At 37.2% G+C, this 24,790-nt stretch carries 16 protein-coding genes; 2 read left to right on the forward strand and 14 right to left on the reverse strand.

The genetic code is table 11. The features are described 5' to 3' along the window. Positions 1–10: 10 nt before the first annotated feature. The 12 genes from ACE1CA_RS02945 to ACE1CA_RS03000 form a co-directional block, all read right to left on the reverse strand. On the reverse strand, positions 11–1,594 hold the full coding sequence (locus ACE1CA_RS02945) for a diguanylate cyclase domain-containing protein (RefSeq protein ID WP_413281291.1): 1,584 nt from the start codon (positions 1,592–1,594) through the stop codon (positions 11–13). Continuing rightward, complete coding sequence (locus ACE1CA_RS02950) at positions 1,587–6,029, reverse strand: PAS domain S-box protein (protein WP_413281290.1); 4,443 nt, start codon at positions 6,027–6,029, stop codon at positions 1,587–1,589. The genes ACE1CA_RS02945 and ACE1CA_RS02950 overlap by 8 nt, the downstream gene beginning before the upstream one ends. 3 nt (positions 6,030–6,032) lie before the next feature. Next, the gene (locus ACE1CA_RS02955) at positions 6,033–8,006 is read right to left on the reverse strand and encodes a response regulator (RefSeq protein ID WP_413281289.1); all 1,974 of its coding nucleotides are present in this window, start codon (positions 8,004–8,006) and stop codon (positions 6,033–6,035) included. Between the two features lie 29 nt (positions 8,007–8,035). Next, on the reverse strand, positions 8,036–10,384 hold the full coding sequence (locus ACE1CA_RS02960; RefSeq protein WP_486517634.1) for a response regulator: 2,349 nt from the start codon (positions 10,382–10,384) through the stop codon (positions 8,036–8,038). A 20-nt stretch (positions 10,385–10,404) separates the two neighbouring features. Next, positions 10,405–10,833: a response regulator gene (locus tag ACE1CA_RS02965; RefSeq protein WP_413281287.1), complete on the reverse strand. Its 429-nt coding sequence runs from the start codon at positions 10,831–10,833 to the stop codon at positions 10,405–10,407. A gap of 18 nt (positions 10,834–10,851) precedes the next feature. Further along, positions 10,852–12,300 carry a hybrid sensor histidine kinase/response regulator gene (locus ACE1CA_RS02970; protein ID WP_413281286.1) on the reverse strand — a complete coding sequence of 483 codons (1,449 nt, stop codon included), beginning with the start codon at positions 12,298–12,300 and terminating at the stop codon, positions 10,852–10,854. Between the two features lie 19 nt (positions 12,301–12,319). Then, the gene (locus ACE1CA_RS02975) at positions 12,320–15,100 is read right to left on the reverse strand and encodes a hybrid sensor histidine kinase/response regulator (RefSeq protein ID WP_413281285.1); all 2,781 of its coding nucleotides are present in this window, start codon (positions 15,098–15,100) and stop codon (positions 12,320–12,322) included. Positions 15,101–15,348: 248 nt separating this feature from the next. Then, a complete protein-coding gene (locus ACE1CA_RS02980; RefSeq protein WP_413281284.1) occupies positions 15,349–16,023 on the reverse strand; it encodes a response regulator transcription factor in 675 nt (224 codons plus the stop codon). Then, positions 15,990–16,856 (reverse strand): S1C family serine protease, encoded by an 867-nt coding sequence (locus ACE1CA_RS02985; protein ID WP_413281283.1) that lies wholly within the window; start codon positions 16,854–16,856, stop codon positions 15,990–15,992. Before ACE1CA_RS02985 ends, ACE1CA_RS02980 begins: the two co-directional genes overlap by 34 nt. Before the next feature lie 54 nt (positions 16,857–16,910). Beyond that, positions 16,911–17,831 carry a S1C family serine protease gene (locus ACE1CA_RS02990; protein WP_413281282.1) on the reverse strand — a complete coding sequence of 307 codons (921 nt, stop codon included), beginning with the start codon at positions 17,829–17,831 and terminating at the stop codon, positions 16,911–16,913. Positions 17,832–17,989: 158 nt separating this feature from the next. Further along, complete coding sequence (locus ACE1CA_RS02995; RefSeq protein ID WP_413281281.1) at positions 17,990–18,607, reverse strand: DNA-3-methyladenine glycosylase family protein; 618 nt, start codon at positions 18,605–18,607, stop codon at positions 17,990–17,992. 215 nt (positions 18,608–18,822) lie between these two features. Next, positions 18,823–19,173: a DUF4342 domain-containing protein gene (locus ACE1CA_RS03000; RefSeq protein WP_413281280.1), complete on the reverse strand. Its 351-nt coding sequence runs from the start codon at positions 19,171–19,173 to the stop codon at positions 18,823–18,825. A gap of 353 nt (positions 19,174–19,526) precedes the next feature. Between ACE1CA_RS03000 and ACE1CA_RS03005 the strand changes: the two genes are divergently transcribed. Next, positions 19,527–23,012: a DUF4912 domain-containing protein gene (locus ACE1CA_RS03005; protein WP_413281279.1), complete on the forward strand. Its 3,486-nt coding sequence runs from the start codon at positions 19,527–19,529 to the stop codon at positions 23,010–23,012. Positions 23,013–23,179: 167 nt separating this feature from the next. Then, complete coding sequence (locus ACE1CA_RS03010; RefSeq protein WP_413281278.1) at positions 23,180–23,635, forward strand: hypothetical protein; 456 nt, start codon at positions 23,180–23,182, stop codon at positions 23,633–23,635. A 79-nt stretch (positions 23,636–23,714) separates the two neighbouring features. On the opposite strand, the gene petJ is transcribed toward ACE1CA_RS03010, so the two are convergent. Beyond that, positions 23,715–24,071 carry a cytochrome c6 PetJ gene (gene petJ / locus ACE1CA_RS03015; protein ID WP_413281277.1) on the reverse strand — a complete coding sequence of 119 codons (357 nt, stop codon included), beginning with the start codon at positions 24,069–24,071 and terminating at the stop codon, positions 23,715–23,717. Positions 24,072–24,095: 24 nt separating this feature from the next. Next, positions 24,096–24,716 carry a hypothetical protein gene (locus ACE1CA_RS03020; RefSeq protein ID WP_413281276.1) on the reverse strand — a complete coding sequence of 207 codons (621 nt, stop codon included), beginning with the start codon at positions 24,714–24,716 and terminating at the stop codon, positions 24,096–24,098. Positions 24,717–24,790 lie beyond the last annotated feature (74 nt).

Here is a 24,790-nt window from a genome sequence, read left to right on the forward strand (position 1 = left end):
AATTACTAGACTATGACTTTTCCTCATTCTCCTGAATCTGCCCCTGACTGGAAAACTTCTTTAAAGTTGGTGCAACTAAATTCTCTAAAACAGTCCGATTTCTTCCTTGCTGTTTAGCCGCATACAGCGCTTTATCAGTTAATGCAATTAAAATGTCTGGACTAATTTCTGGATTAGGAATAACAGTAGTTGCTCCTAAACTTAGGGTAACAAATGGGCTGACACTAGATTTAGCATGGGCAATTTTCAGAGCTTGCACTTTCTCTCTAATAAATTCTGCTACTTTTAGTGCCCCTTTAGCATCAGTATTAGGCAAAATTACTGCAAATTCTTCTCCTCCATATCTGGCTACTAAATCTGTTGAACGTTTGATACAAGTCTTAATTGTTGTTGCTACCTGTTGTAAACAAAAATCTCCTACCAAATGTCCATAAGTATCATTGTAAAATTTGAAAAAATCTACATCACATAAAATTAAAGATAAAGGTAACTGTTCCCGAAACATCTGTAACCATTCTAGCTCTAAATATTCATCAAATAAACGACGATTGGCAACTTCTGTTAAGCTATCCACAGTGGCAAGTCGCTCTAATTCTTGATTAGCCTTCATTAAAGCTTCTTCAGTTTTTTTTAACTGAATTAAGGAAGCCAATTGAGTAGCTACAGTATGAACTAAATCAACAAATCTTGGTTCCAGTTTACTTAATTCTTTTTTATAAAAAATGAGTACAGTTAAAAGTTGTTCGTTGATTAAAATAGGAATACCAAAAGCTGTTTTTAATCCCACTTCTAAAGCATCTTTTTGTCTAATAAATTCAAGTTGAGTTGCAGCCGAAATATCTTCTATCCACTCAAATTTTTGAGAAGTCCAAATTCTTCCAGGTAATCCATACTTAGAAGCAATTGTTAGGGATTTACTTTTTTCAATAAACTTTTCCAAACTTTTTTCACTCGTATACCAACCAGTACCGTATTCTAGTTTACTACTCTTATTATTAGGAATCCAAGCTTCTCCTAAATCCCAATTTATAGCAAGGCAAACTTGCTTAAGTGTAACTTTTAGAGCATCATTAAAATCTACTGATTTACTAATTAGTTGAGTAGTAGTAAATAAAAATTTAATTTCCTCTTCTACTTTCTGCCTTTCGATAATTTCCAATTGTAGTTGAGTATTTTGCTGATAAAGTTGCTTTTGTAATTGATGAATCGTTAGTTGATTTTCAACACGAGCCAATACTTCTTCCAATTGAAAAGGTTTAGTAATATAGTCTACTCCTCCAATTTGAAATGCTTTTACTTTATCTAAAGTTTCATCTAAAGCGCTAACGAAAATTACTGGAATATGACGAGTATTTTCTAAAGATTTTAATTGTTTACATACTTCATAACCGTTAATTTTCGGCATATTTATATCTAGTAATATTAAGTCTGGTTGACTTACTTCCACTCCTTTTAAAGCTAACTGACCGTTGATTGCTTTTCTTACTTGATAGCCTCGAGACATCAGCATATTGGACAAAAGTCGTAAGTTGTCCGGGTTGTCATCAACAACTAAAATATCTGCTTTACATGGCGTTGATTTTGATTTATTCATCAGGACGTTCCCTGGTTATATCAATTATTATATCCATCCGAAAGTTATCCACTAAGTCCACTAGAGTTTGCTTTAACTCTAGGTTACTTGCAGGTATTTGTTCAATAAGTTCGGTTACTTCTCGATCGTTAATAGCGAGTGCGGCTTCATGTAATTTTTTGAGCCATTCTTTTGGCATCATCTGTAAGTCATTTGGGTTAATGATTTTTGTTTCTGCTGAATTAATAGCAGTGGTAAATGATGTATTTTCTTGATAAACATAGCGTAATCCCAGATGTTTAGCCATTTTTTCCAATAATATTTCTTCTCGAAAAGGTTTGGGTAGAAAGTCGTCACACCCTGCTTTCAAAATCTCTGATTGTTGCTCTTGAAAGGCACTTGCGGTGAGAGCAATAATTACAGTATCTTTGCCTGGAGAGTGGGATTTAATGTACTTAGTAGTTTCATAGCCGTCCATGATTGGCATTTGCATATCCATCCAAATCAAATCGGGTCGCCAATTTTCCCAAATGGTAATTGCTTCTTGGCCGTTTTCAGCCTCGCGGATTTCAAATTTGAATGGTGTAAGTAATTTTACAACTAATTGTCGATTTTCTTTCAGGTCTTCAACTATGAGAATACGGTAAGTGGGTTGATTAGGCTCTAGACCAATGATTTTTTTGGTTGGAGAGAGGACTTTTTGCTGAGGATGAGAAACTAAGCGAGCAAAAATGTAGAATGTGAAAGTAGTTCCTTGACCGAGTTGGCTGCGAACGGTGATATCTCCTCCCATTAATTTAATGAATTGTTGACTAATGGGTAAACCTAACCCCGTACCTTGACCTGTCTGACGACCTGTTTGGGTTTGAACAAAGGGTTGAAACAAAGCTAAAATTTCGTTGGGTGCAATTCCTGGGCCAGTATCTTCTACTATAAAGACAATTTTAGCTTGATGGTTGGAAATTTCTGTTTCTTCTAAAATAACTTGTAATTTGACAATGCCTGTTTGGGTAAATTTGATGGCGTTACCTAGTAGGTTGAGAAGAACTTGTCGTAATTTACTTTCATCTGTTTGGATATTCTTTGGTACTTGAGGAGCAATTTCAAATATTAGTTGCAATCCTTTAGAGTTGGCTTTTAGTTGCAGGAGTTCTTCAAGAGAGTTGAGTAGTTCATGGAGATTAAAAGGATCTTCGTTTAAGGTAACTTGTCCGGCTTCTATTTTTGCCATTGATAAAATATCGTTGATTAAATCAAGCAAATGTTCGCCGCTGCGATTAATAATTTCTATGTATTCTTGTTGTTCTGAAGAGAGTGTTGTAGAACGAGCCATGAGTTGACTAAATCCCAGGATGGCGTTGAGAGGAGTACGCAATTCGTGGCTCATTTTAGCGAGAAATTGACTTTTGGCTTTGTTAGCTGCGTCGGCAGATTCTTTAGCTTTCATTAATTCTAATGATTGTCTTTGGGTTTGTTCTAATAATTCTGCTTGTTGCAAGGCGACTGCTAGTTGGGTGCCAATTTGTACTACTACGTCAATTTCTGCTTCTTGCCATTGTCTTGGACTAGAATTTTGATAGTTTGCTAACAATCCCCAAATTTTATTGCCACAAAAAATTGGGACAGTGAGATAAGCTTTCGCTTGAAATTGTTCTAAGAGATTGATGTAGCATCGAGCGAAATTTGTTTTATGAATATCTGCTACTGCTAGATAGCTTACGCCACGAGTGTAAGCGCCACCTTCAGTTTCTTGTAAGTATGTGTCTTTGATGGGGTTTTCAGGGGTAATCCAGTTTTTGACAAGGCATCTTTCTAAGTTTAAACAATCAGTTGCTAAGTTAGAGTTTTCTTGAGAGGGTGCGATCAGAGAAACCCATCCACTAGCTACAGATTCAGCGACAAATTCTCCACTCCAGTCAGGGTTGAAGCGGTAAATGGCGACCCGATCGCAGTTGAGAACTTGCCGTAATTCTGAAGTAGTGGCTTTAAATATTGTTTCTAGGTTTAATGTTTGACGGATTCTTTCAATTGCTTTGGCGATCGCTTTAGAACGTTCGGCGCTTTCTCTTAATGCGGCTTCTGTTTTCTGACTTTCTGTAATATCAATTGCCATTGCTGCACCACCAATTGCCTGACCATGATTGTCTACTAAGGCTGTGTTATACCATTGACAAATAATTCGCTTTCCATCTTTAGTTAGATTTTGATTAATGTTAATTTTTTCGTTACCTTCTTGTATTACATTCTGTAGAATATGAGTAATATTTTCCAGTTCTTCTGGCGGCACTATTAATTGTAAAACGTTAACATTTATAACTTCTGCGGCTCGATAACCAAAAATTTTTTCGGCGGCTGGATTCCAGGCGACTATTTCAAAGTTTGTATTCCATTCTATGATGGCTACTGGGGTTTGTTGGACAAAAAATGATAGTCTTTTTTGTGATTCTTTGAGTTTGGCTTCGGAGAGTTTGCGATCGGTAATGTCAAACATTAAACCATGCCAAATAACTTCTCCGTTTGAGTGATATTCTGGTTTAGAAGCTGCTTGTATCCATTTAATTCCTGATTGAGTAGTTATTCTCCCTTCCCAACGGCAAGGTTCTAGGCTTTGGCTACAAATTTGGATGTTTTCATCGTAACTTTTGCGATCGTCGGGATGAATTTTACTGAAAGCTAATTCTAAATCTTCTTGAATTTGCTCTGGTTCTAATTCATAAATCTCTCGGCAAGATGAACTAATATAAGTTAAATTAAAAGTACCGTCTGGCTTTTGAATGACTTCATAAATAACTCCTGGTAAATTGTCTGCTAATTTTTGAAATCTGGCTTCGCTTTGCTTTAAGGCGGCTTCGGTTTTTTTGCGATCGCTAATATCAGTTGCTGCACCAAGAATTTGTTCTGGCTTACCATCGGGAGTTCTACTGAAGATAATCTCTCTAGTAAATAGCCAAAGCCATTCTCCATTTTTATGGTGAATTCGGTACTCAAATTCTATAGCTTCTCCATCTTTGATGGTTTCTAATTTGGTGAATTTTTTTTGCAGGATTTGGCGATCGTCTTGGTGAATCAGATTTAACCAGTCTGTACTTTGCAATTCCTGTAATTCTTCTGGTGTATAACCAAGTATTTTCATTACTTCAGCATTAATATAAATATTTTGCAGTTCTGGTAATTTATAAATATACAAAAGATTGGGGTTCGCATCTGTTATTGCTTGCAACCAACGTTGACTATTCTGCAATTCTTCTTCAATTTGTTTGCGTCGGGAAATATCTTCAATTATCTCGATAAAATACTGGGGATTTCCCTGCCAATCTCGTACTAATGAAGTACTAATATTTACCCATTTAAGTTGACTATCTTTCCTAATTAAACGCTTTTCTACCGAATAGTTGTCAATTTTCCCTGTTAAAAGTTGATTAATATAATTTGAGCATCGATTTATATCTTCTGGCAGAGTCCAGTCTTGCCAAGTGAGTTGTAATAACTCTGGTTCTGGATATCCACTGATTTGACAAAGCTGTTTGTTGACTCGGAGAAATTGACCAGTGACAGATAGCTGATTCATTCCTACCGCAGCTTGCTCAAAGATGATGCGAAAACGTTCTTCGCTTTCTCTGAGTGCTTCTTGTGCTTGTTTTTCTGAGGTTATATCACGAAAAGTTATGGCTAAACCATCACCTAATTTAACTGCGGTTATTTGCACCCATAATTGGATATTCTCATAGGAGTAATAAATTTTTGTATTGAGACTTTCGTCTGTTTCTACTACTTTCACATAAGCATCAAATAAGCCACTTTCCTGATGACCGGGAAATTTCTTTAATAATGATTCTCCAACTAATTCTTCACTTGTTGACTTCTTAAGTTTTTCCGCAGTTTTATTCAATAAAACATATTTGAAATCTACAATTTTTCCTTGAGAATTGCGAACAGAAGCTAAGGCAGTTATCCCATCTAAAGAACTGTTTAATATACTTGCCAAAAGTGATTTCGTTTTTTGTAGCTGTTGATTCTGATTTTGGAGTTGTACTTGTAAGTTCTTAATAGTGAGTTGATTTTCTACGCGAACTAATACTTCTTCTACTTGAAATGGTTTAGTAATATAATCGGTGCCACCAACGTGAAAAGCTTTGACTTTTTCCGAAACTTGGTCTAATACACTTAAGAAAATTACTGGTATGTCTTTAGTTTGGGGATTTTCTTTAAGTTTCTGACAAACTTCATAGCCATTCATTTCTGGCATCATGATATCTAAAAGTATTATATCTGGGGGAAAGGCGATCGCATAATTTAAAGCTAACTCTCCAGAAATAGCTCTTTTAACGCTGTATCCTTCTTGACAGAGAACTTCAGACAAAAATCTTAAGTTACTAGGTTGATCGTCAACTACTAAGATTTTAATCTTGGCATTTTCACTTTTTCTTTGTTTGGAGTTATTTTTTGACAACAACATAAACTACTTTAAAAATGATTTTGTTATACGAACTATTATGTCAAGCCGAAAATCATTTAACAAATCCCTCAAAGCATCAATAAGAGTTGCAGAGTCAGCTGGCAATTCCTCGATTAGTTGAAAAATTAACTCTTCATTTAGTTCACTAGCTGCTTGATGCAACTGAATTACCCAATTTTGAGGTACTTTAGCCAGCAAGGGTAAAAAGAATGAATCTGGTTTTTGGCTAATAGAATAACGCTTTCTATAAAAAATGTTATCTATTTGTGGCAAATCTTCATAAACATATAAAATTCCTAAGTAATGAGCGATTTTTTCAAAAATTACTTTTTCTTGAAAAGGTTTGCGGAGAAAATCATCACAACCAATAGCCAAAAATTCTTCTTGTTTTTCTTCAAAAGCACTAGCAGTCAAAGCAATAATTATTGTATGAGGTACAGAAAATGAAGTGTTAGACAGGGAAAATTTGCGACCGCTCATTTCCTGTTGTAGCTGATTTTTTTTCCTTTGCTTTTCCAAATTTCTAATACATTTAGTAGCCTGCAAACCATCCATTAAAGGCATTCTTGTATCCATCCAAATTAAGTGCGGTTGCCAACTTTCCCACAGGCTAATTGCTTGTTGACCATTTTCCGCTTCTTGGACTTCAAAACCGATCGGTTGAAGTAACTTAAATAACAATAAACGGTTCTCTCTATTATCATCAACTACTAAAATTCTATGGGTTATTTGTTTAGACTCCAATCCAATTACTCTCTGCCTTGGTTGTGGCGTGATTTCCATAGCCTTTGCTAAGGAAATTTTAATATCAAATTTGAAAACTGTTCCTTTGCTTAAAACACTACTAACACTTATATTTCCTCCTAACAATTGCACAAATTTGCGAGTAATTGTTAACCCTAAACCAGTTCCTTCTGCACTTTTTTTTCCTGATTCAGTTTGCACAAAGGCATCAAATAAACTATCTATTTCTTCTGGTGCAATTCCCACTCCAGTATCTTCAACTTCAAACTCCAACCTGCATGATTGCTTATGTAAGCTAAAATTATTTTCACTAGCGACATTGACCCGCAGAGTAATACTTCCATATTGGGTAAACTTAATAGCATTACCGAGCAAATTAATCAAACAGCTGCGTAATTTCTTTTCATCAGTTCTGATATATTGAGGGACTTCCGGTGGTACTATTAACCTCATTTCTAATCTTTTTCTTTCAGCTTTAATTTGAAACATTTCTTCCAAACCATCTAAAAGCCGATAAAAATCAAAGCTGCTTTCATCCAGTGAAACTGCTCCTGATTCTATTTTAGATAATTCCAAAACATCATTAATCAATGCTAATAAATGTTCGCCACTACGATTAATAATTCTCAGATTTTCTGCCTGATCGCTACTTAGCATAGAGTCGCGCATCATCACCTGAGTAAAACCCAAAATTGCATTTAAAGGAGTACGCAACTCATGACTCATATTGGCAAGAAATTCAGTTTTAGCTTTAGAAGCAGCCGCTGCTGCTTCTTCTGCTTTTTTGCGTTCCACTATTTCTTCTTGTAATTGCTGATTTTGAGCAATTAGTTGTTTTTGCAATCTTTTAATTGTTAGTTGATGTTCAACTCTTGCTAAAACTTCTTCTACGTGAAATGGCTTGGTTACATAATCTACGCCGCCAACTTGAAAAGCTTTAACTTTATCTAACACTTCATCAGAAGCACTGATAAAAATAACAGGAATTCCTAAAGTTGTAGAGTCAGCTTTAAGTTGTTCGCATACTTGATATCCATTTATATCAGGCATTCTAATATCAAGTAAAATTAAGTCTGGTTGAGCCGATCGCGCTGCTCTCAATGCCATTTTACCATTAATTACTCCCCGGACTTTATAGCCAGAATCGGTTAAAGTTGCCGAGAGAACCTGTAAGTTTTCTGGCGTATCGTCAACTATTAAAATATTTCCTTTATGACCTACGCTATTATCCATTATTTACAATTTGTTGTTGAATTCAATAATTAATTTGCTTGGTTCTCGATTAAATCGATAATTTTATCACAACGGAAATTATGAGCTAATTCAGCAATCGATCGACTAATATGAGCATATTTTGGCGGCATTTGCTGCAATAATAGAAAAATTTTTTCATTATCTACAGCATCAGCTGCCTGGTATAGTTCATCAATCCATTCTGAAGGCATTACTTGTAAACAGATAGACTCAAGATTACTGGATGAATCCGAACTTCCACTTACAGTTTCTGCTCCAAAAGCTAGTTTTTCATTAGTTAATGATGAAATTTGTTGTTCATAAATATAACGTACTCCTAAATATTGAGCCATTTTTTCTAAAATTACCTGTTCGCGAAATGGTTTAGCGACGAAATCATCGCAGCCTACTGATAGAATAACAGAACGTTCTTCTTCAAAAGCACTGGCTGTTAAAGCAATTATCACAGTTGCTTGACCTTTTAAATGGCTTTTAATGTATTTAGTCGCTTCATAACCATCCATTACAGGCATTCTCATATCCATCCAAATTAAGTGCGGTTCCCAACTTGACCATAATTCTACTGCTTGCTGACCATTTTCTGCTTCCTGCACGGCAAAACCGAGTGATGCTAATAGTTTGACTAATAAAAGACGACTTTCTAGGCGATCGTCAACTACCAGGATACGATACTCACTTTGTCCTGGTTCTAAAGCAACTACTCGGCGGTTTTTTTGAGTGGTTTTTAATTCCATTCGATCGACAATATTAATAGCAATATTAAATTTAAAAATAGTACCTTCACCCAAAGTGCTGCTGACAGTAATATCTCCTCCCATTAGTTGAATAAATTGGCGGCTGATTGGTAAACCTAAACCAGTTCCTTCTTGCGATCGCCGACCAGTTTCAGTTTGCATAAATGGTTTAAATAAATTATCGATTTCTTGAGAAGAAATTCCGGCTCCTGTATCTTCAACTTCAAATAACAAATAATTTAATGAATTTTCAATTGCCTTACTTTCAGTTTTATCTGCTAATTTTACCCGCAAAGTTACGCCACCTTCCGTTGTAAATTTAATGGCGTTTCCCAAAAGGTTAATTAATACTTGTCGTAATTTACTTTCATCCGTTTCTATGTATTGAGGCAAGTTCGGATCGAGATCGAAGATTAATTGTAAATTTTTCTTTTTAGCTTGTAATTCCAACATTTCATTTAAGCTTTTTAACAAGTAATAGAGAGCGAAAGTATTTTTATCTACTGTTACCCGTCCGACTTCAATTTTAGACATTTGTAAAATGTTATTAATTAGTTGCAGTAAATGTTCTCCACTGCGGTTAATAATTCCTAATTGTTCTTGTTGCTGTGGTTTTAAAGATAAATCGCGTATTAATAGTTGTGTGAAACCTAAGATAGCGTTAAGTGGAGTTCGCAGTTCGTGACTCATATTAGAAAGAAATTCACTTTTAGCACGGTTAGCTTTATCAGCTGCTTCTTTTGCTTGTTGCAATGCTAATTCTGCTTGTTTGCGATCGGTAATATCTTGACTAACAGAAATTACGCAAGTTTCCTCACTTATTTCGATGATTTCTGCTGCTAGTAATGCAGTTTTAATATCGCCATTCTTATTCCGAAAATCAAACTCGAAGTTGTGAATTCTGCTGTTTTCGGTTAACAACTTAAATAAGCGAGCGCGATCGGATAAATTCACCCATAAATTTAAGTCGATCGCGGTACTCCCTATAATCTCTTTGTTGCTGTAACCAATCATTTGGCAAAAAGCATCATTTACTTCAATATGGCAACCATCACTCAGCCTAGTAATAGTAATTGGATTTGGAGAGGAACGAAAAGCTTTAGCAAACTTTTCCTCAGAAAGGCGCAATGCTATTGTTCGTTCTTCCACAATACTTTCTAATTTCTGATTCATCTGCTGGAGTTGAGCATTTTGCTCTGCCAGCTGTTGTTCTAAAAAATAGCTATGTACCGCTTCTTTAACAGTTAATTTTAGGTCTTCTATTTGCCAAGGTTTAGACATATAGCGATACAATCTGGCATATTTAATCGCATTTCCTACTGCTTCTAGATCTGCTTGACCTGTGAGCATTATCTTCAAAGTTTTAGGAGTAATTTGATGAATTAACTTTAATAATTCATCCCCTTTCAGATCGGGCATAACATAATCACAAATAACCAAAGCTATTTGATGATTATCTGCTAATAATTCTTCAATTAAATCTAAAGCATCAGCACCACATTCAGCAGTTTCTATTAAATAATCATTGCCTAATATTGCTTTGATTTCTATTTTCAGACTATCTAAAATTGTAGTTTCATCATCAACACACAGGACGATCGGTTTTTTCATATTTTTCCTCATTTATAAACTTGATTTTTTCCTTATGATTTAAAGTTATCTAAATAGTTTTGTAGTGACAACTTTGCTAAACCAGACCTAATTGTGGCAATTAATTCTTGGCTATTCCAGGGTTTGTATAAACAATTGTGTAATGCTGCTTTTTGTTTGGCGCGTTGAATTGCTGTTTCATCAGCTTGTCCAGTCAGCATAACTTTGATGATGTTGGGATATTTCTCATGCACCCGAATCAAGAATTCATCGCCTTTAATACCAGGCATCAACCAATCAGAAACAATTACTAAAATATCGGTTTTTTCTAATTGCATTTCTTCGATAATTTCTAAGGCTTCGTCAGCACTTTCAGCTACTTCATAAATGTAGGCATCACCAAATTCTTTTTTAAGCTGAATTTTTAAGCTGTTTAATACTACTACTTCATCATCAACACACAAAATTGCTGGCTTGGACATTGCTCTTTACTCCTTTTACTAAGAGTTGGTTTTATGGTTGGAATCAAATGGTAAAGCTACAGTAAAAGTAGTTTTTCCAGGGATACTTTCTACACAAATTTTACCATTATGTTTTTGAATTATTTTTTTGACAATATCCAATCCTAAACCGCTACCTTCTCCTGGAGGTTTAGTGGTAAAAAATGGTTCAAATATCCTTGGCATTACTTCGGGAGGAATTCCTTTACCATCGTCTGTTATACTGACTACCAAGCTATCACTTTGATGAGTAACGCTAACACTTAGATGACCTTTGTAGTCCATTGCTTGAATTGCATTATGAATTAAATTTGTCCAAACTTGGTTTAATTCGTCGGGATAACATAACAAGGATGGTAAATTTGCTTGATAATCTCTAGTAACCTCTATGCCATGTTTTAGCTGGTTATTGTAGAGAGTTAAAACTGTCTCTATACCTTCGGTAATTTGCGATCGCACTTTTTCCCCAGAATGATCGTAACGAGCATAATTTTTTAAAGCAAATACAACTTTCGCCGCCTTTTCTGTCGCTGTTTTAATAGTGTCCGTGCTTTTTTGAATACTCGCAACTTGGTAAGCTTTTTCTAATATCAGCGAACCATTTTCACTTTTAAGTAGAGGAATGAAGGCTGAAATGCGATCGTAAATTCCCAAATCAACTAAAGTATCAGCAATAGTATCAGCATTGCTAATCTCTTCTGTTTCTAATTCTTGGATCAAAACTTTTTTAAACTGGCGTTTTTCTTTACTAGATAAACTAGTTGTTTGTTCGCTCGATCTTTGTAATATATCTAGAAAATATTGCTGATGTTCTGGCGATAAAGAGTGAAAAAAATCGGGGAATTGTAACAAGTTCTCTTTCAAAAAATCAGCAATATTTTCTACTGAGGAACGAATTGCACCCAAAGGAGTATTAATTTCATGTGCTATTCCCGCCACAAGTTGTCCCAAAGCTGCCATTTTTTCGGATTGAATTAACTGTTCTTGAGTATTTTGTAGCTGTTGAACAGTTAGTTCTAACTCCTGATTTTTAGTAGTAAGATTCTTTTGTAATTGACGAATTGCTAAATGCGTCTCCACTCGCGCCAAAATTTCTTCTACTTGAAACGGTTTAGTAACATAATCTATCCCGCCAACTTGAAAAGCTTTTACTTTATCTAACGCTTCATCTAAAGCACTAAGAAAAATTACCGGAACTTCTCTTGTTAATTCACTTTCTTTTAATTTTTTACACACTTCATAGCCATTCATCGTCGGCATATTAATATCCAGTAAAATTAAGTCTGGTAGCATAGCTTTAGCACCCGTTAATGCTAGTTCACCATCCATAACCGGACGAACTTTATAGCCATTTTCTGTTAGCATTCCTACTAAAAGGCGCAAATTATCTGGAGTATCATCAACAACTAAAATGTTAGCTTTATAATTTGTTTTTGAATTCTTATTCATTGCTACTTATTATTCCTCTTTAACCTACTGCTATTAAATGCAAGATTTTTTCATAATTGAAATTATCTATATAATTCTTCATTAATTTGGCTACATCAGGATTATACTGAGAAATTTCTGTAATTATTGATTGAGTCAATTCTACATCAATATTGATTATTGCTTGTTTTAAATTTGCTAGTAATTGAGCGGGTATGTTTTGCAAATCAGTTTCAGCCAATACAGAGTTATTCACCTGTGATAATGGCTGCGAATCATCGCTTTGATTCTCATAAATATAGCGTACTCCAATATGCTTATTCATGAGTTCAAAAATTTCTGACTCTCGAAATGGTTTACGCAAAAAATCATCGCAACCTACTGATAAAACAATTGTTCTTTCCTCTTCAAAAACGCTAGCAGTTAGAGCAATAATAGCGGTGGATTGACCTTTTGTAGTTGCTTTAATATGCTTGGTAGCAGTGTAGCCATCCATAATTGGCATTCGCATATCCATCCAAATTAAATGCGGTTGCCATTTTTCCCAAATTGCGATCGCTTCTTCCCCATTACAAGCTTCCCGCAATGCAAAACCCAAGGGTTTTAATAATTTCACTAAAAGTTGCCGATTTAACTCTTTATCATCAACAATTAAAATGCGATAATTGGGTTGATTTGCTTCTAAACCAATGACTTGGCGAGTAGGTTTTTGCGTAGAAATTTCCGCACGATCGGCAATTTGAGCCTGGATATAAAATTTAAAAATTGTCCCCTTACCAACTAGCGAGTTAACGCTCATTTCGCCACCCATTAATTGCACAAATTGTTGGCTAATAACTAAGCCTAACCCTGTCCCTTCTTGGGAATCTTTTCCTGCTTTAGTTTGGACAAAAGCCGAAAATAAATTTTCTAATTCCTCCAGTGCAATACCAGATCCAGTATCCTCAACTTCAAAGTAAATTTTGACTTTTTGCTTTTCATCATTGGTTGTTTCTTTTGGTTCAATAGTTTGCCAATTAGGATTATCTAATGATACTCTGACTGATACACCACCCTCTTGAGTGAATTTAATTGCATTACTCAAGAGGTTAATTAAAATTTGGCGTAACTTGATTTCATCGCTATGAATATACTGGGGTACATTTGAATATATTTCTAACAGTAAATTTAATTTTTTATTGTCTGCTCGCAGTTGAAACATCTCTTCTACATCGTTAAGCAGACGATAAAGATCGAAGCTTTTTTGGTTTAAAGTTACTCGTCCAGCTTCAATTTTAGATAAATCCAAAACATTATTAATTAGAGTTAATAAATGTTCTCCACTCCGCATAATAATACCAAGGTTTTCTTTTTGTTCTGGGGTCAAACTTTTCTGGCGATCGATAATTTGAGAAAATCCTAAAATTGCATTCAAAGGCGTTCTTAACTCATGACTCATATTAGCAAGAAACGTACTCTTTGCTTGATTAGCAACTTCAGCCGCTTCCTTAGCTTTAACTAATTCCTCTGTCCGTTCTGCAACTCGTTTTTCTAAACTTGTAAATGATTCTTGTAGTTGTTCAGCCATTGAATTAAAAGATTTAGCTAATTCTCCTAATTCATCAGAACGTTTTACTTCTATAGTTTTTTCCCAATCACCTTTAGCAATATCTTTAGCCGCTGTATTTAACCGCAAAATTGGCTGAGTCACCCAACGAGCAGTTAAAATACCAGTAATTATAGTTAATATTAAAGCTGCTAAACATAAAAGCATGGTTATGCGGTTATTAGCATTAATTTGTTCCATAAAATCTGCTTCTGGAACTACCACCACAATCAACCAATCTAAACCTTTACCATCTTGAAATGGCAGAAGTTTCACAAATTGCTGCTTACTATTGATTGGAAATTTTACCTGTTGAGGTGATTTAATTTGATTTAATTTTTGAAAATTTTTGAACAAATATTGAGTTGTAGCTTTAGTTAATAAGTTACTACTATCTTCGGCTTTAATTAATTCTCTAGCCTTGTCTGGTTTAATACGAAAGGGTTTTTCTTCTGTAGAAGTCGCTAAAAGTGTGCCATTTCTTTCGATGATAAATGCTTGTCCAGTTTTACCAATTTTTAAACTATTAAGAAACTTTCCAATAAAATCTAAACGTAAAGCAGTATGTATTACTCCTTGTAATTGATTTCCTTGAGGATTATAAACGGGTTCAGTACCACTAATTAGTAAAGTTGGTTCTAAAATTGAAATAAAAACATCACTCCATGTTGGTTTCCCTACTTTGACTGCATTTTGATACCAAAACCAAGTGCGGGGATCGAAATTTCCCTTACTCATTGCAGCTACAGAAGTGCGATCGCCCAAGTCATTAGTATGATATGAAATAAAATTATTATTAACCGCCGTTCCAGCCACATTCATCATCAGATCGCCATTAGACATTCTTTCCCCAGAACGATACTCTCCTTTGTCATTAGCAACAGCAGTAAAATTAATGTAAGGATATAATTGCACTTGATGCCAAAGAAACTTTTCCCAAGCCTCCATTTCTCTCATATTTAAATAACCCATTTTAATCATATCCAGCTTATTTTGATTAATTAAATGGGGAGTTTCTACATAAACTTGTAGATTTTGCTTAACTCGATCGCCAATTTCACTCATTAATTGATTAGCTAAATCGTTGACCGCTTGCTGACCATTTCTAAACGAAAGATATCCAACTACTCCCACTGTTCCTAAAATTTGCAACACAAAAGGAACTATTAACACAGTCCTTAAAGGAACTTTTCCCCCAACTTTGCTAACCCAGCGATCGATCGATTTGATTAACATACTTGATTAACTGCTCTTTATATTTATAAAAAAGAAATGAAATTTAATTTTATCTTAAATTTGCCTTAGTTTCTCTTGATCATAATCAGGAACACTGAAAAAAAACTTATTAAAATTATACTCTACTTAATTTTCATGAAAAATATGTAAATAAAATTTAGCTTCACATTGGATGCTAGAATGACAAATCTGTACCACCAAAAACTTATCTTTTGGTACTACAGGGGAATATTTATTAATATAATAACTTACAATAAAATCAAACCCTGACGAGCGCCTAAAATCACTGCTTCAGTGCGGCTAGAAGCATTAAGCTTACTGAAGATCGAGGTAATGTGAAATTTCACTGTATGCTCTGAAATTCCCAGGCGACGAGCAATAGTTTTATTTCCCAAACCTTCAGCCAGCATAGTTAAAACTTCAATCTCGCGACTAGTTAAAGCATGATTTAACTTAGTAGGTGTCGATCGAGTATTTGTAGGTAAAACCGATACTAAATTATCTACTATATCTGGATGTAAAACTGTTAATCCAGTTACCGTTGCCGTAATTGCTTGAATAATTTCCTCAGCGGTTGCTTCCATTGGTAAAACGCCACGTATCCCAAACCGCAAAATTTCTACCAAAGATATAATTTGCCAATTATTTACTAATAAAACGATCGCTAAATTAGCCAATTCCGGTTCCAAAGAAAACAGAGTCGGAACACCATCATTTTCCGACTCTTCCCACTCCCATAACAACACATCCGGCTGAAGTTGCATCACCTGTTGCACCCAAGAATCTGAACTAGAAACACTGCCCACCACAACCAAATTAGAATTAGCAGTAATTAGCGCTTCTAGTCCAGCCCGCATAACTACAGAGTTGGCAACCACTAAAACGCGAATCACGCCGCCTCCGCCGAAGAAACTCTGCTGCATAACACTACTTCCGCTACCATTCGCCTACCATCACGCTGGAAATTCAAAGTTAGTCCATCTCCAACATGAGAATTTTCCAAAATACGAAATAACTCATTTGGTTTATGAAAAGGAATTCCCCTAACACCAGTTAATACATCACCAACTTGCAATTTCGCAGTTTCCGCCGGACTTCCCGCCTCCATTTCAGTAATTAACAATCCAAAACTAGGGCGACAATTAATAGTAACTAAAACAGGTTGCAAAGTTACACCCAAAAAAGGACGATCGGGGTAATTACTCACAAATTGTTGTACCACATTGCTAGGTACAGCAAACCCTCGACCATTCACAATCATTGTGTTAATTCCTATTACCTGACCTTGCACATTTGCTAAAGCCCCTCCAGAATTTCCCGGTGCAAGTTTGATATCTGCTTGTATCCAATTGCGCCGACTAAATTCAGTTGAACCAACACTGTGAATAATTCCTGTAGTTACTGCCCCCTTTACTCCCAAAGGATTACCAACAGCTAATACTATTTCCCCAACTCGCAAGTTTTCTGCATCTCCTATTTTTGCTGCCGGAAGGTCTGTAGCATCTACTTTTAATGCTACTAAATCTCGCTGGGGATTTTTAGCAGTAATCGTTGCCATAAAAACTCTGCCATCAGCGAGTTCTACTTCTACATTTCCGCGACTGCTAACAACATGATCGTTAGTGATAATGACTCCATCGCTACTCCAAATTACCCCAGAACCAACGCCTCTTCTGCCTCCTCGAATTTGCACGTTGGAACGCCGCAAATCTTCCGTTACTGCTGTTAATTCCGCAGTTAAATTTGCCCAAATCATCTTTGTTTTCCTTGTCAATTCTAAAAGTAAAAACTCTCACTATCCAGTGCCTAATTATTCCCTTTCACCGACAATAATTGTGAGTTGAGTTAAAGCACCACCGCGAATAATTTGAGCATTTAACGGTTTACCGACTCTTTCGGGGTCAAGCATGGAGTGAACATCGCTGACATCATTAATTGATTTGTCACCTAACGCTATCAAAATATCACCAATTAATATTCCTGCTTTATCTGCTGGTGCATCTGGTTCAACGCTGACAATAATTACTCCGCCACTACTGGAAATATTTAACTGTTTTCGCAGTGGTTGAGGCAGTTGTATTTGTTGCATTCCTAAACCTAAATAGCCTGGTTTGTTGCGTTTTCCGGTTAATATTCGATCGACTACTCGGTTGACTGTGGAAGTAGGAATTGTTAATACTAAATGTCGAGGGCCAGCAGTGTTAATGCCAACAATTTTTCCTTGGGCGTTAACTAATGCGCCGCCAGAAAAACCGGGATAAAACATTACTGAAGGGCGAATAAATTGGTCAATTCTTCCTCCATGCCAAGTGCGCCAAGTGCCACCTAAAGCGCTGATTACTCCTAAACTGGCGCTAATGCCGCTTTCTGGAAAACGAGCGATCGCTAACACCATTTCCCCCACTTTTAATTCTGTGCTATCATGCAAATTTGCTGTGGGTATGTCTGTTTCTGCTAATCGCAGTAATGCTAAATCAGTGCTGGAATCGCGTCCAATTAAAGTAGCGGCAATGGTGCGATCGTCTGGCAAAGTAACAGTAAGATCCTCTTCTCTGTTAATAGTATGATCGGCTGTCACCACAATTCCCGATCGCCAATGCACACCCGCAGAAGACATCCGCCTGCGCCCATTCACCGCTACTATAGAACGTCCTGATTGTTCGACAATATCCGCCAAATTGTTGGAGAGTTGTTGTAATAAATTTCCACTCTCTGTTGTTGAAGTTACCATATCATTCCTTTAATGTCGCTTAATTCTAGAATGCAGAATTATCACCCTCAGCAACATCGGATAAATGGCGAGTTAGCTACCTAGAAAAATGGCTAGTGTTGGGGGACTGGGGATTGGGGATTGGGATTTTTTTTAAATCTGGCTAGTGCAATAATCGCTTAAATTGCCAAACTGCGCCACAAGTAGCGACAAGCTAAGCTGCGATAAGGTTGCCATTTTTGGGCTAATTTTTCGATGGTTTTGGGATCTGGTAAAGTGTTTAAGTTGTAGAGTTTGGCGATCGCACTTTGGATACCAAGATCGTTAACTGGTAATACATCAGGTCGATGTAAATGGAAAATTAAAAACATTTGTGCTGTCCATTTTCCGATCCCTTTAACTTGGGTCAAACTGGCAATTACCTCTGCATCTTCCATCAATGTTAATTCTGCTAAAGTTGGTAAACCTTGCTCAATTTTTAAAGCTAAATCTTTTAAATAAGTAATTTTTTGGCGAGAAAGTCCCACACTGCGAAGGACATCTTCCGGCGTTTCGAGAATAGCTTTGGCGGTTAATTGGCGATCGGCTTGTTGATACAATAAGATAAATCTTTGAAAAATTTTTGTAGCTACTTTAGTAGAAATCTGTTGAAAGATAATTGCTTGAGAAAGTGCAGTGAGTAAATCCAAATTTTCTTGATAGTAAGCTAATTCTAAACTGTCAGTACCAACTAGCTCAATTACTTTAGCTAATATCGGATCGTTTTGTTTTAAGTAAATAATAGCTTGAATATCCATTACTTAGAAAATTTAACTTTGAGATGGCTTTCTCGTACTTGTGGCGATCGCTAGAGGCGGAGCCTCTGTTTCTCGTTCCCAGGTTGAACCTGGGAACGAGTATGGGGAGGTTCTACCTCCCCTTCTGTCTTTCTTCTATCATAAACAAACAGCGCTTTCCGGCAACCAAATCGGAACAGCGCTGTTAGATTTTCAATAATTAGCTAGGGGAAATATTATTGCTTACGTTCGATCGCCACAGTCACATTAGCTACTGTTGCTGCTACAGCCACTATCGCCGCAGCGAAGGGAAATACAACCGTACCGACAACTAAGCCAGGAACACCAACTAACAGAGGAATTTCTGTTAAAACTCGCCCTTGTTTGTTTTTAACTACTAGATAACGATTCTCAGTTCTATTAACTACATTTTTGTAGAAATCAACAACCGTATCGCGGTTAAATTTAACTTCTTCTACCCGCACTTTTTCCTGATTTTCAGTAGTAGTTTCCGCTTCTTCAACTGTGTTTGGTTCAACGATTACAGTTGGTGCTTGGTCTTCAAATTTTTCAAATTGTGCATTCATTTTTTCTATGCAGGCTTAAACCCACTTCCGAATTCAATTAACTCCATCATGCCTGCTTCTAAAGGCAAAATCAGTAGGAAAACCATACTGCTCAAAGTGGTGTTTACCTCACTACAGCGTTTGTTCTCTAACAATCGAAATAATGTATAAGTAGTTACAATAAACAACTTAAGATTTACAGATTGGGAATTTACTCATGAAGTAAATTAAACAGCAACCAATTTAGTGATAAATATTAACTAGATTAGTGTTGACAAAAACCTATCGAGCAAAAGATATTAACTAAAAGGTTATACTCTATTGATTTCGGTTGTTCTCTGTCAAAGTTTTCTAGTATACAAAGGATTAGAAAAGTGTCTGGTAAAAAACAAAGACCGTTAGCGGCTTTAGCGATTACGTTAGCTTTGGCAAATAGCGCAACTCTGATTTCCTTAGCGATCGCTATGAGAGTTGTAGCTAATTCCACAACCCAAACCCTACTAGCCCAATCATCGAATAATCCTTCTTTTCCAATTCCCAAGGAACTTCCACCCGGCAAAACATTGCGTGTTGCTGGTTCCACAAGCATGAGCAAGATTAATGAAGCTTTGGAGAAAAATTTTAAAAGTAAATATCCGGGTACAGATATTAAATTTTCATATCAAGGAACTAACGCCGCACTTAAAGCTTTAGAAGAAGAAAAAATAGACTTAGCTGCCATTGGTCGCCCCCTGACTAAAGAAGAAAAAGCCCAAGGGTTAGTTGCTGTTCCTATAACTCGCAACAAAATCGCCATTATCGTGGGACGAAATAACAGATTCCAGAAAAGTATTACAGCCCAACAGTTTGCCAAAATTTATCGGGGTGAAATTTCCGACTGGGCGCAAGTTGGTGGAAAGCCAGGGAAAATTCGCATAGTCGATCGCCCAGAGAGTAGCGATACTCGTCAAGCATTCACCACTTACACCATTTTCCAAAAAGACAGCTTTAAACCTAGCTCAAATCACAAAAAAGTTTCTCGAGACAGCACCGAAGCAGTAATTAAGCAACTGGGAAGAGACGGGATTGGATATGCAATTTCCGATCAAGTAGTCAACAACCCCAGAGTGCGAATCGTCTCAATGCACAATGTTCTACCGAACAGTCCTCGTTATCCCTTCTCCCAACCTCTGCTTTACGTTTACAAAAAATCAAACGTCTCTCCAACGATCCTGGCATTTTTGGGAAATGCCACATCTTCACAAAACCAACCGTTAGTTGAAGCTAGTAGAATTTCTGGGGCAATAGGGGCCATTGATGGTAGCACAACCGCAGCGCCAACTACCAAAACTCCTACTGCTGTTGCGCCTCCTGTCGCTGTTGCGCCTGATGCGTCTTCACCAGCAGCAACCGAACCTAATGCGGGTGCGGGTGCAGTTGCCGATGACGAGTCAACGGATAAAATTTTACCTTGGCTTTGGTTGTTGCTGTTGCTGCCTCTGTTGGGTGGGTTATTCTGGTGGTTGTTCAAAGGTCGAGGTGGTGCTGCCCCTGAAGTTGTTGTTCCCCCAGTCGTTCCGGCACCAATTCCTAGAAGCCGATTAGTTCTCGCGTCTCGGAATAATCGAGAGGCTTATGCTTATTGGGAAGTTCCCGATCGAGTAAAAGAAGAGATGCGGCAAAAAGGCGGGCAAAAAATGAAGCTGCGTCTTTATGATGTCACTGGGATTGACATGGATCACCAAAAACCGCACAGTGTTGAGGAGTTTAACTGTAGCGAACAACAGCAGGATTTACATTTGCCGATCGCACATCTCGATCGAGATTATATTGCCGAACTCGGTTATCTCACCAGCGATAATGGTTGGCTAAGTGTGGTTCGTTCTAATCATCTCAGAATTTCATCAGATCAATTAGCAGAAGCAGATTGGGAAATTCCTGAAGCAGCAATAGCCGCTGCTGCTGCGGGAGTAGGATTAGCTGGTGGATTGATTCCCCAAGAAACTCCCGCAACTCCTATCATTCCAGAAAGTCGGTTAATTTTAGTTCAAACTAGCCCACAAGAAGCGGAAGCTTCCTGGGAAATTTCCCCGGAAAAACTGGCAGAACTTAGAGAGTTGGGTGGGAAAAAACTAACACTCTGCCTTTATGACATTACCGGAGGCATCGACTTAGATTTGCAGCCAGCCCATAGCGAGTGGCAACATGAGTGCGAGGAACAAAAGACACATTTACAAATTCCGATTCCACTGAGCGATCGCGATTACATTGCCGAAATTGGTTACATGACCGATTATGGACAATGGCTCAAAATCGCCCGTTCTTCTCCAGTAAGAATCACTAGCGAAGTTTTAGATAGTCAAATTCCTGCAACTATAGATGGATTAGGAGTCGCCGCTGCTGCTGCGGGAATTGGGTTAGCTAATGGAGTGATGGCATCAGAAACTCCCGCAACTCCTGTCATTGAAGAAAGTCGATTAATTCTAGTTCAAACTAGCCCACAAGAAGCAGAAGCTTCCTGGGAAATTTCCCCGGAAAAATTGGCAGAACTTAGAGAGTTGGGTGGGAAAAAACTAACACTCTGCCTTTATGACATTACCGGAGACATTGACTTAGATTTGCAATCGGCCCATAGTGAGTGGCAACATGAGTGCGAGGAACAAAAGACACATTTACAAATTCCGATTCCACTGAGCGATCGCGATTACATTGCCGAAATTGGTTACATGACCGATTATGGACAATGGCTTAAAATTGCCCGTTCTTCTCCAGTAAGAATCACTAGCGAAGTCTCAGATAGTCAAATTCCTGCAACTATAGATGGATTAGGAGTCGCCGCTGCTGCTGCGGGAATTGGGTTAGCTGGTGGAGTGATGGCACCAGAAACTCCCCCAACTCCTGTGATTCCAGAAAGTCGGTTAATTCTAGTTCAAACTAACCCACAAGAAGCGGAAGCTGACTGGGAAATTTCCGAAACACAAAAAGCAGAAATACAACAAGCGGGAAAAATACTGCTGCTGCGAGTCTACGACATTACAGGTATCGATTTCGATCGACAACCAGCGAATAGTTTTCAGGAGTATGAATGCGATCTCAATTCTACAAATTTGCGGGTAGCGATTCCGCATAGCGTGCCTAACGGCACGCTATGCGATCGCGATTTTGTAGCCGAGGTAGGTTACATTACAGATGAAGGACAATGGCTAAAATTAGCTCGTTCTGCTTCACTGCAAATTGTTAGCCCACCAAAAGAAGTTTCGATTCAATCGATCGACACCACAATCCTACCCGCAAAAATACCATCCAGTTTTATCGGTGATGCAGTTCCAGTTATTTCCGATGAACTGAGCAATGTTACTACATTAACTCCGAATGTAGTAGGAGATGTCAGCGAAACAGCGATCGCTTTAACTGGAGATGCCAACACAAACAGTGCAGCAGTTAATGGAGATATAGCCGCAGTTGCGGGAGTGGCAACATCTGCGACAACAACTTCACAAAGTTCTGAAGATAATAATCGCGCAAATGGTCAACCTGCAAGCAAAAGCGAATGTCGAATTATTCTTGTCCCTTTGAATGCTTGTGATGCTTACGCTTACTGGGAAGTTTCCGAAGACTATAAAATAGCTCTTCAGCAAAAAGGTGGAGAAAGATTTATGCTTCGGGTTCATGATGCCACAGATTTGGATATTGACTATCAGCAACCTCACAACACGCAGGAGTACTTTTGCAAAGAAACTCAACAGGATAAGCACGTTATTGTGAGAGTGAGCGATCGGGATTACATTGCAGAAGTCGGTTACTATACCAATGATGGTCAGTGGTTGCGTTTAATTCGCTCTTTCCACGTTCGTATACCTTTAAAAGGTAAATCCAAATAAAACTTTTTCTGAGTTGCCTAACCTAATCTTTTGAGATCAGTGATAGGCAACTCCCAAAAATTTACTCAATTATTTGAACTGAAAAAATCATGGGACTCTTTTTTGATATTCTTTGCTCCATCAACAATCCTAACCAGCAAGGTAGTGTTTCTCGGCTGGAGTCAGTTATGAATACCGTTAATCAGTTGTCAGCCAATTATGGAATTGATCCAGCTAAAATGCAAAATGTAATGTCAACTGTAGGCAGTTTAATTCGCCCAGTATTACAACAACAAAAATCACTACCAAATGGCAATTTAGAAAATTTCATAAATCAAGCTATAAATGCTCATGGTAATACCACAGTACTGCAATCTTTAATTTCGCCTCAAGTCCAACAGCAAATAATTCAAGCAATTACTCAAATTACTGGATTAAGTGCAAACCAAGTCCAAACAATTTTACCCACAATAGTTGCAAGTGTAGCTAGTTTGCTGAATATGGGAGCAATTAAACCAGAAATTCAAGATGGCGGAAATCAGGTATTAAATGTATTTTTGAATGCAGAGAAAGATCAAGATGTAGACCTTGGTGATGTCATAAAATTTAGTAGTCGGTTTTTAAATCCGCTGCAAGCAGCTTAGGATAAAGTAGAAGGGAGGAAAGGGAAAAGGTATTCTGTGTTCTTGCGTCCCTTCTCACCTTCTGCATGAGAGCTTATTTCTACCAGCCTTTTTGAGCTTGTTCGAGTACGTAAGCTGCAACGTTTTCGATTTGCTCTGGAGTTAAACGGTCTTTGTAAGCTGACATATTGGCTTTACCATTTGTGACTATGGAAGCGATCGCTTCTACATCAGCATAACCATTTTTTTGCAAAGCTTTTAACTTTAAGTTTTTGCCCCGACGAATTATGTTACTGCCATTTACATGACAGCCTACACAATTAGCTTGAAAAACTTTTTCGCCATTTCCTAAATCTGCTGCCCAAGCTTGAGGTAAAATGCTTAAAAACAGTAAGCAACATATTATTAAATATAGCCCTGTTTTCTGAATCCAACTTAGCCAATTTTTTGCTTTCATTTTTAATTTGTTTCGTCTGAATCTTTACGCTTCTTTCACCCAAATTGCTAAACCACCACCTCTACCTCTTGCCGCAATGTATTTTTCATTAATTGCAAAGAAAGCAAAAAATGGTAGGTCTCTAATATGTTTTTGCTCAAATTCTTGGCTTTTTTTCTGTCCACCGCGAAAGTTACCGCTATAAACGGTAAAACTCAAAAACCCTACTTGAATTTGGGTAAAGTCAAAAGCTAAAAGGTTTTTCTTGCCTAAATATTTGGCTGGTCCATTAAACTTAAAAGAGATCGTGCCAACATACAATTGATTGCCAATTTTTAGCCGATCTGGATTCAGATTATTATCCACTTCGGCTGGGAAAAAAGAAATTTGAGCTTTGATAAACTTCGGTAAATAAAACCCATTTCCCATTTTAATTCCCGATCGCTGACGCGACTTTTTCGGTGACACAACAAAATGCAGTCGCCAAGAACCGATTAAAGTTTCTAGAGGGTAATTTATTCGTTGTTGTTTGGTAAATTTTTCGGCTTCTAATAAAGCTTGAGTGACTTCAGATGCTTTAGGGCGATCGCGTTTTTGCTCAACGGCTGCTTTAGTTAAAGTCTCTAAAAAATCCGGTGAAGTAGAAGATATTAGATTAGTTGACATAAGGAGAACAGCCTAACTATAACCATAAATAATATAGCTTAATTTAGACTAATAACTAATGAGAGCAAATTGAA

Origin of the sequence: Floridaenema evergladense BLCC-F167, assembly GCF_041929205.2 — a bacterium.
GTDB lineage: Bacteria > Cyanobacteriota > Cyanobacteriia > Cyanobacteriales > Aerosakkonemataceae > Floridanema > Floridanema evergladense.

Excerpts from the sequence above, each read along its gene's own strand:
- ACE1CA_RS02945 (WP_413281291.1), bottom strand. The coding sequence starts at position 1,594 with ATGAATAAATCAAAATCAACGCCATGTAAAGCAGATATTTTAGTTGTT.
- ACE1CA_RS02950 (WP_413281290.1), bottom strand. The coding sequence starts at position 6,029 with ATGTTGTTGTCAAAAAATAACTCCAAACAAAGAAAAAGTGAAAATGCC.
- ACE1CA_RS02955 (WP_413281289.1), bottom strand. The coding sequence starts at position 8,006 with ATGGATAATAGCGTAGGTCATAAAGGAAATATTTTAATAGTTGACGAT.
- ACE1CA_RS02960 (WP_486517634.1), bottom strand. The coding sequence starts at position 10,384 with ATGAGGAAAAATATGAAAAAACCGATCGTCCTGTGTGTTGATGATGAA.
- ACE1CA_RS02965 (WP_413281287.1), bottom strand. The coding sequence starts at position 10,833 with ATGTCCAAGCCAGCAATTTTGTGTGTTGATGATGAAGTAGTAGTATTA.
- ACE1CA_RS02970 (WP_413281286.1), bottom strand. The coding sequence starts at position 12,300 with ATGAATAAGAATTCAAAAACAAATTATAAAGCTAACATTTTAGTTGTT.
- ACE1CA_RS02975 (WP_413281285.1), bottom strand. The coding sequence starts at position 15,100 with ATGTTAATCAAATCGATCGATCGCTGGGTTAGCAAAGTTGGGGGAAAA.
- ACE1CA_RS02980 (WP_413281284.1), bottom strand. The coding sequence starts at position 16,023 with ATGCAGCAGAGTTTCTTCGGCGGAGGCGGCGTGATTCGCGTTTTAGTG.
- ACE1CA_RS02985 (WP_413281283.1), bottom strand. The coding sequence starts at position 16,856 with ATGATTTGGGCAAATTTAACTGCGGAATTAACAGCAGTAACGGAAGAT.
- ACE1CA_RS02990 (WP_413281282.1), bottom strand. The coding sequence starts at position 17,831 with ATGGTAACTTCAACAACAGAGAGTGGAAATTTATTACAACAACTCTCC.
- ACE1CA_RS02995 (WP_413281281.1), bottom strand. The coding sequence starts at position 18,607 with ATGGATATTCAAGCTATTATTTACTTAAAACAAAACGATCCGATATTA.
- ACE1CA_RS03000 (WP_413281280.1), bottom strand. The coding sequence starts at position 19,173 with ATGAATGCACAATTTGAAAAATTTGAAGACCAAGCACCAACTGTAATC.
- ACE1CA_RS03010 (WP_413281278.1), top strand. The coding sequence starts at position 23,180 with ATGAATACCGTTAATCAGTTGTCAGCCAATTATGGAATTGATCCAGCT.
- petJ (WP_413281277.1), bottom strand. The coding sequence starts at position 24,071 with ATGAAAGCAAAAAATTGGCTAAGTTGGATTCAGAAAACAGGGCTATAT.
- ACE1CA_RS03020 (WP_413281276.1), bottom strand. The coding sequence starts at position 24,716 with ATGTCAACTAATCTAATATCTTCTACTTCACCGGATTTTTTAGAGACT.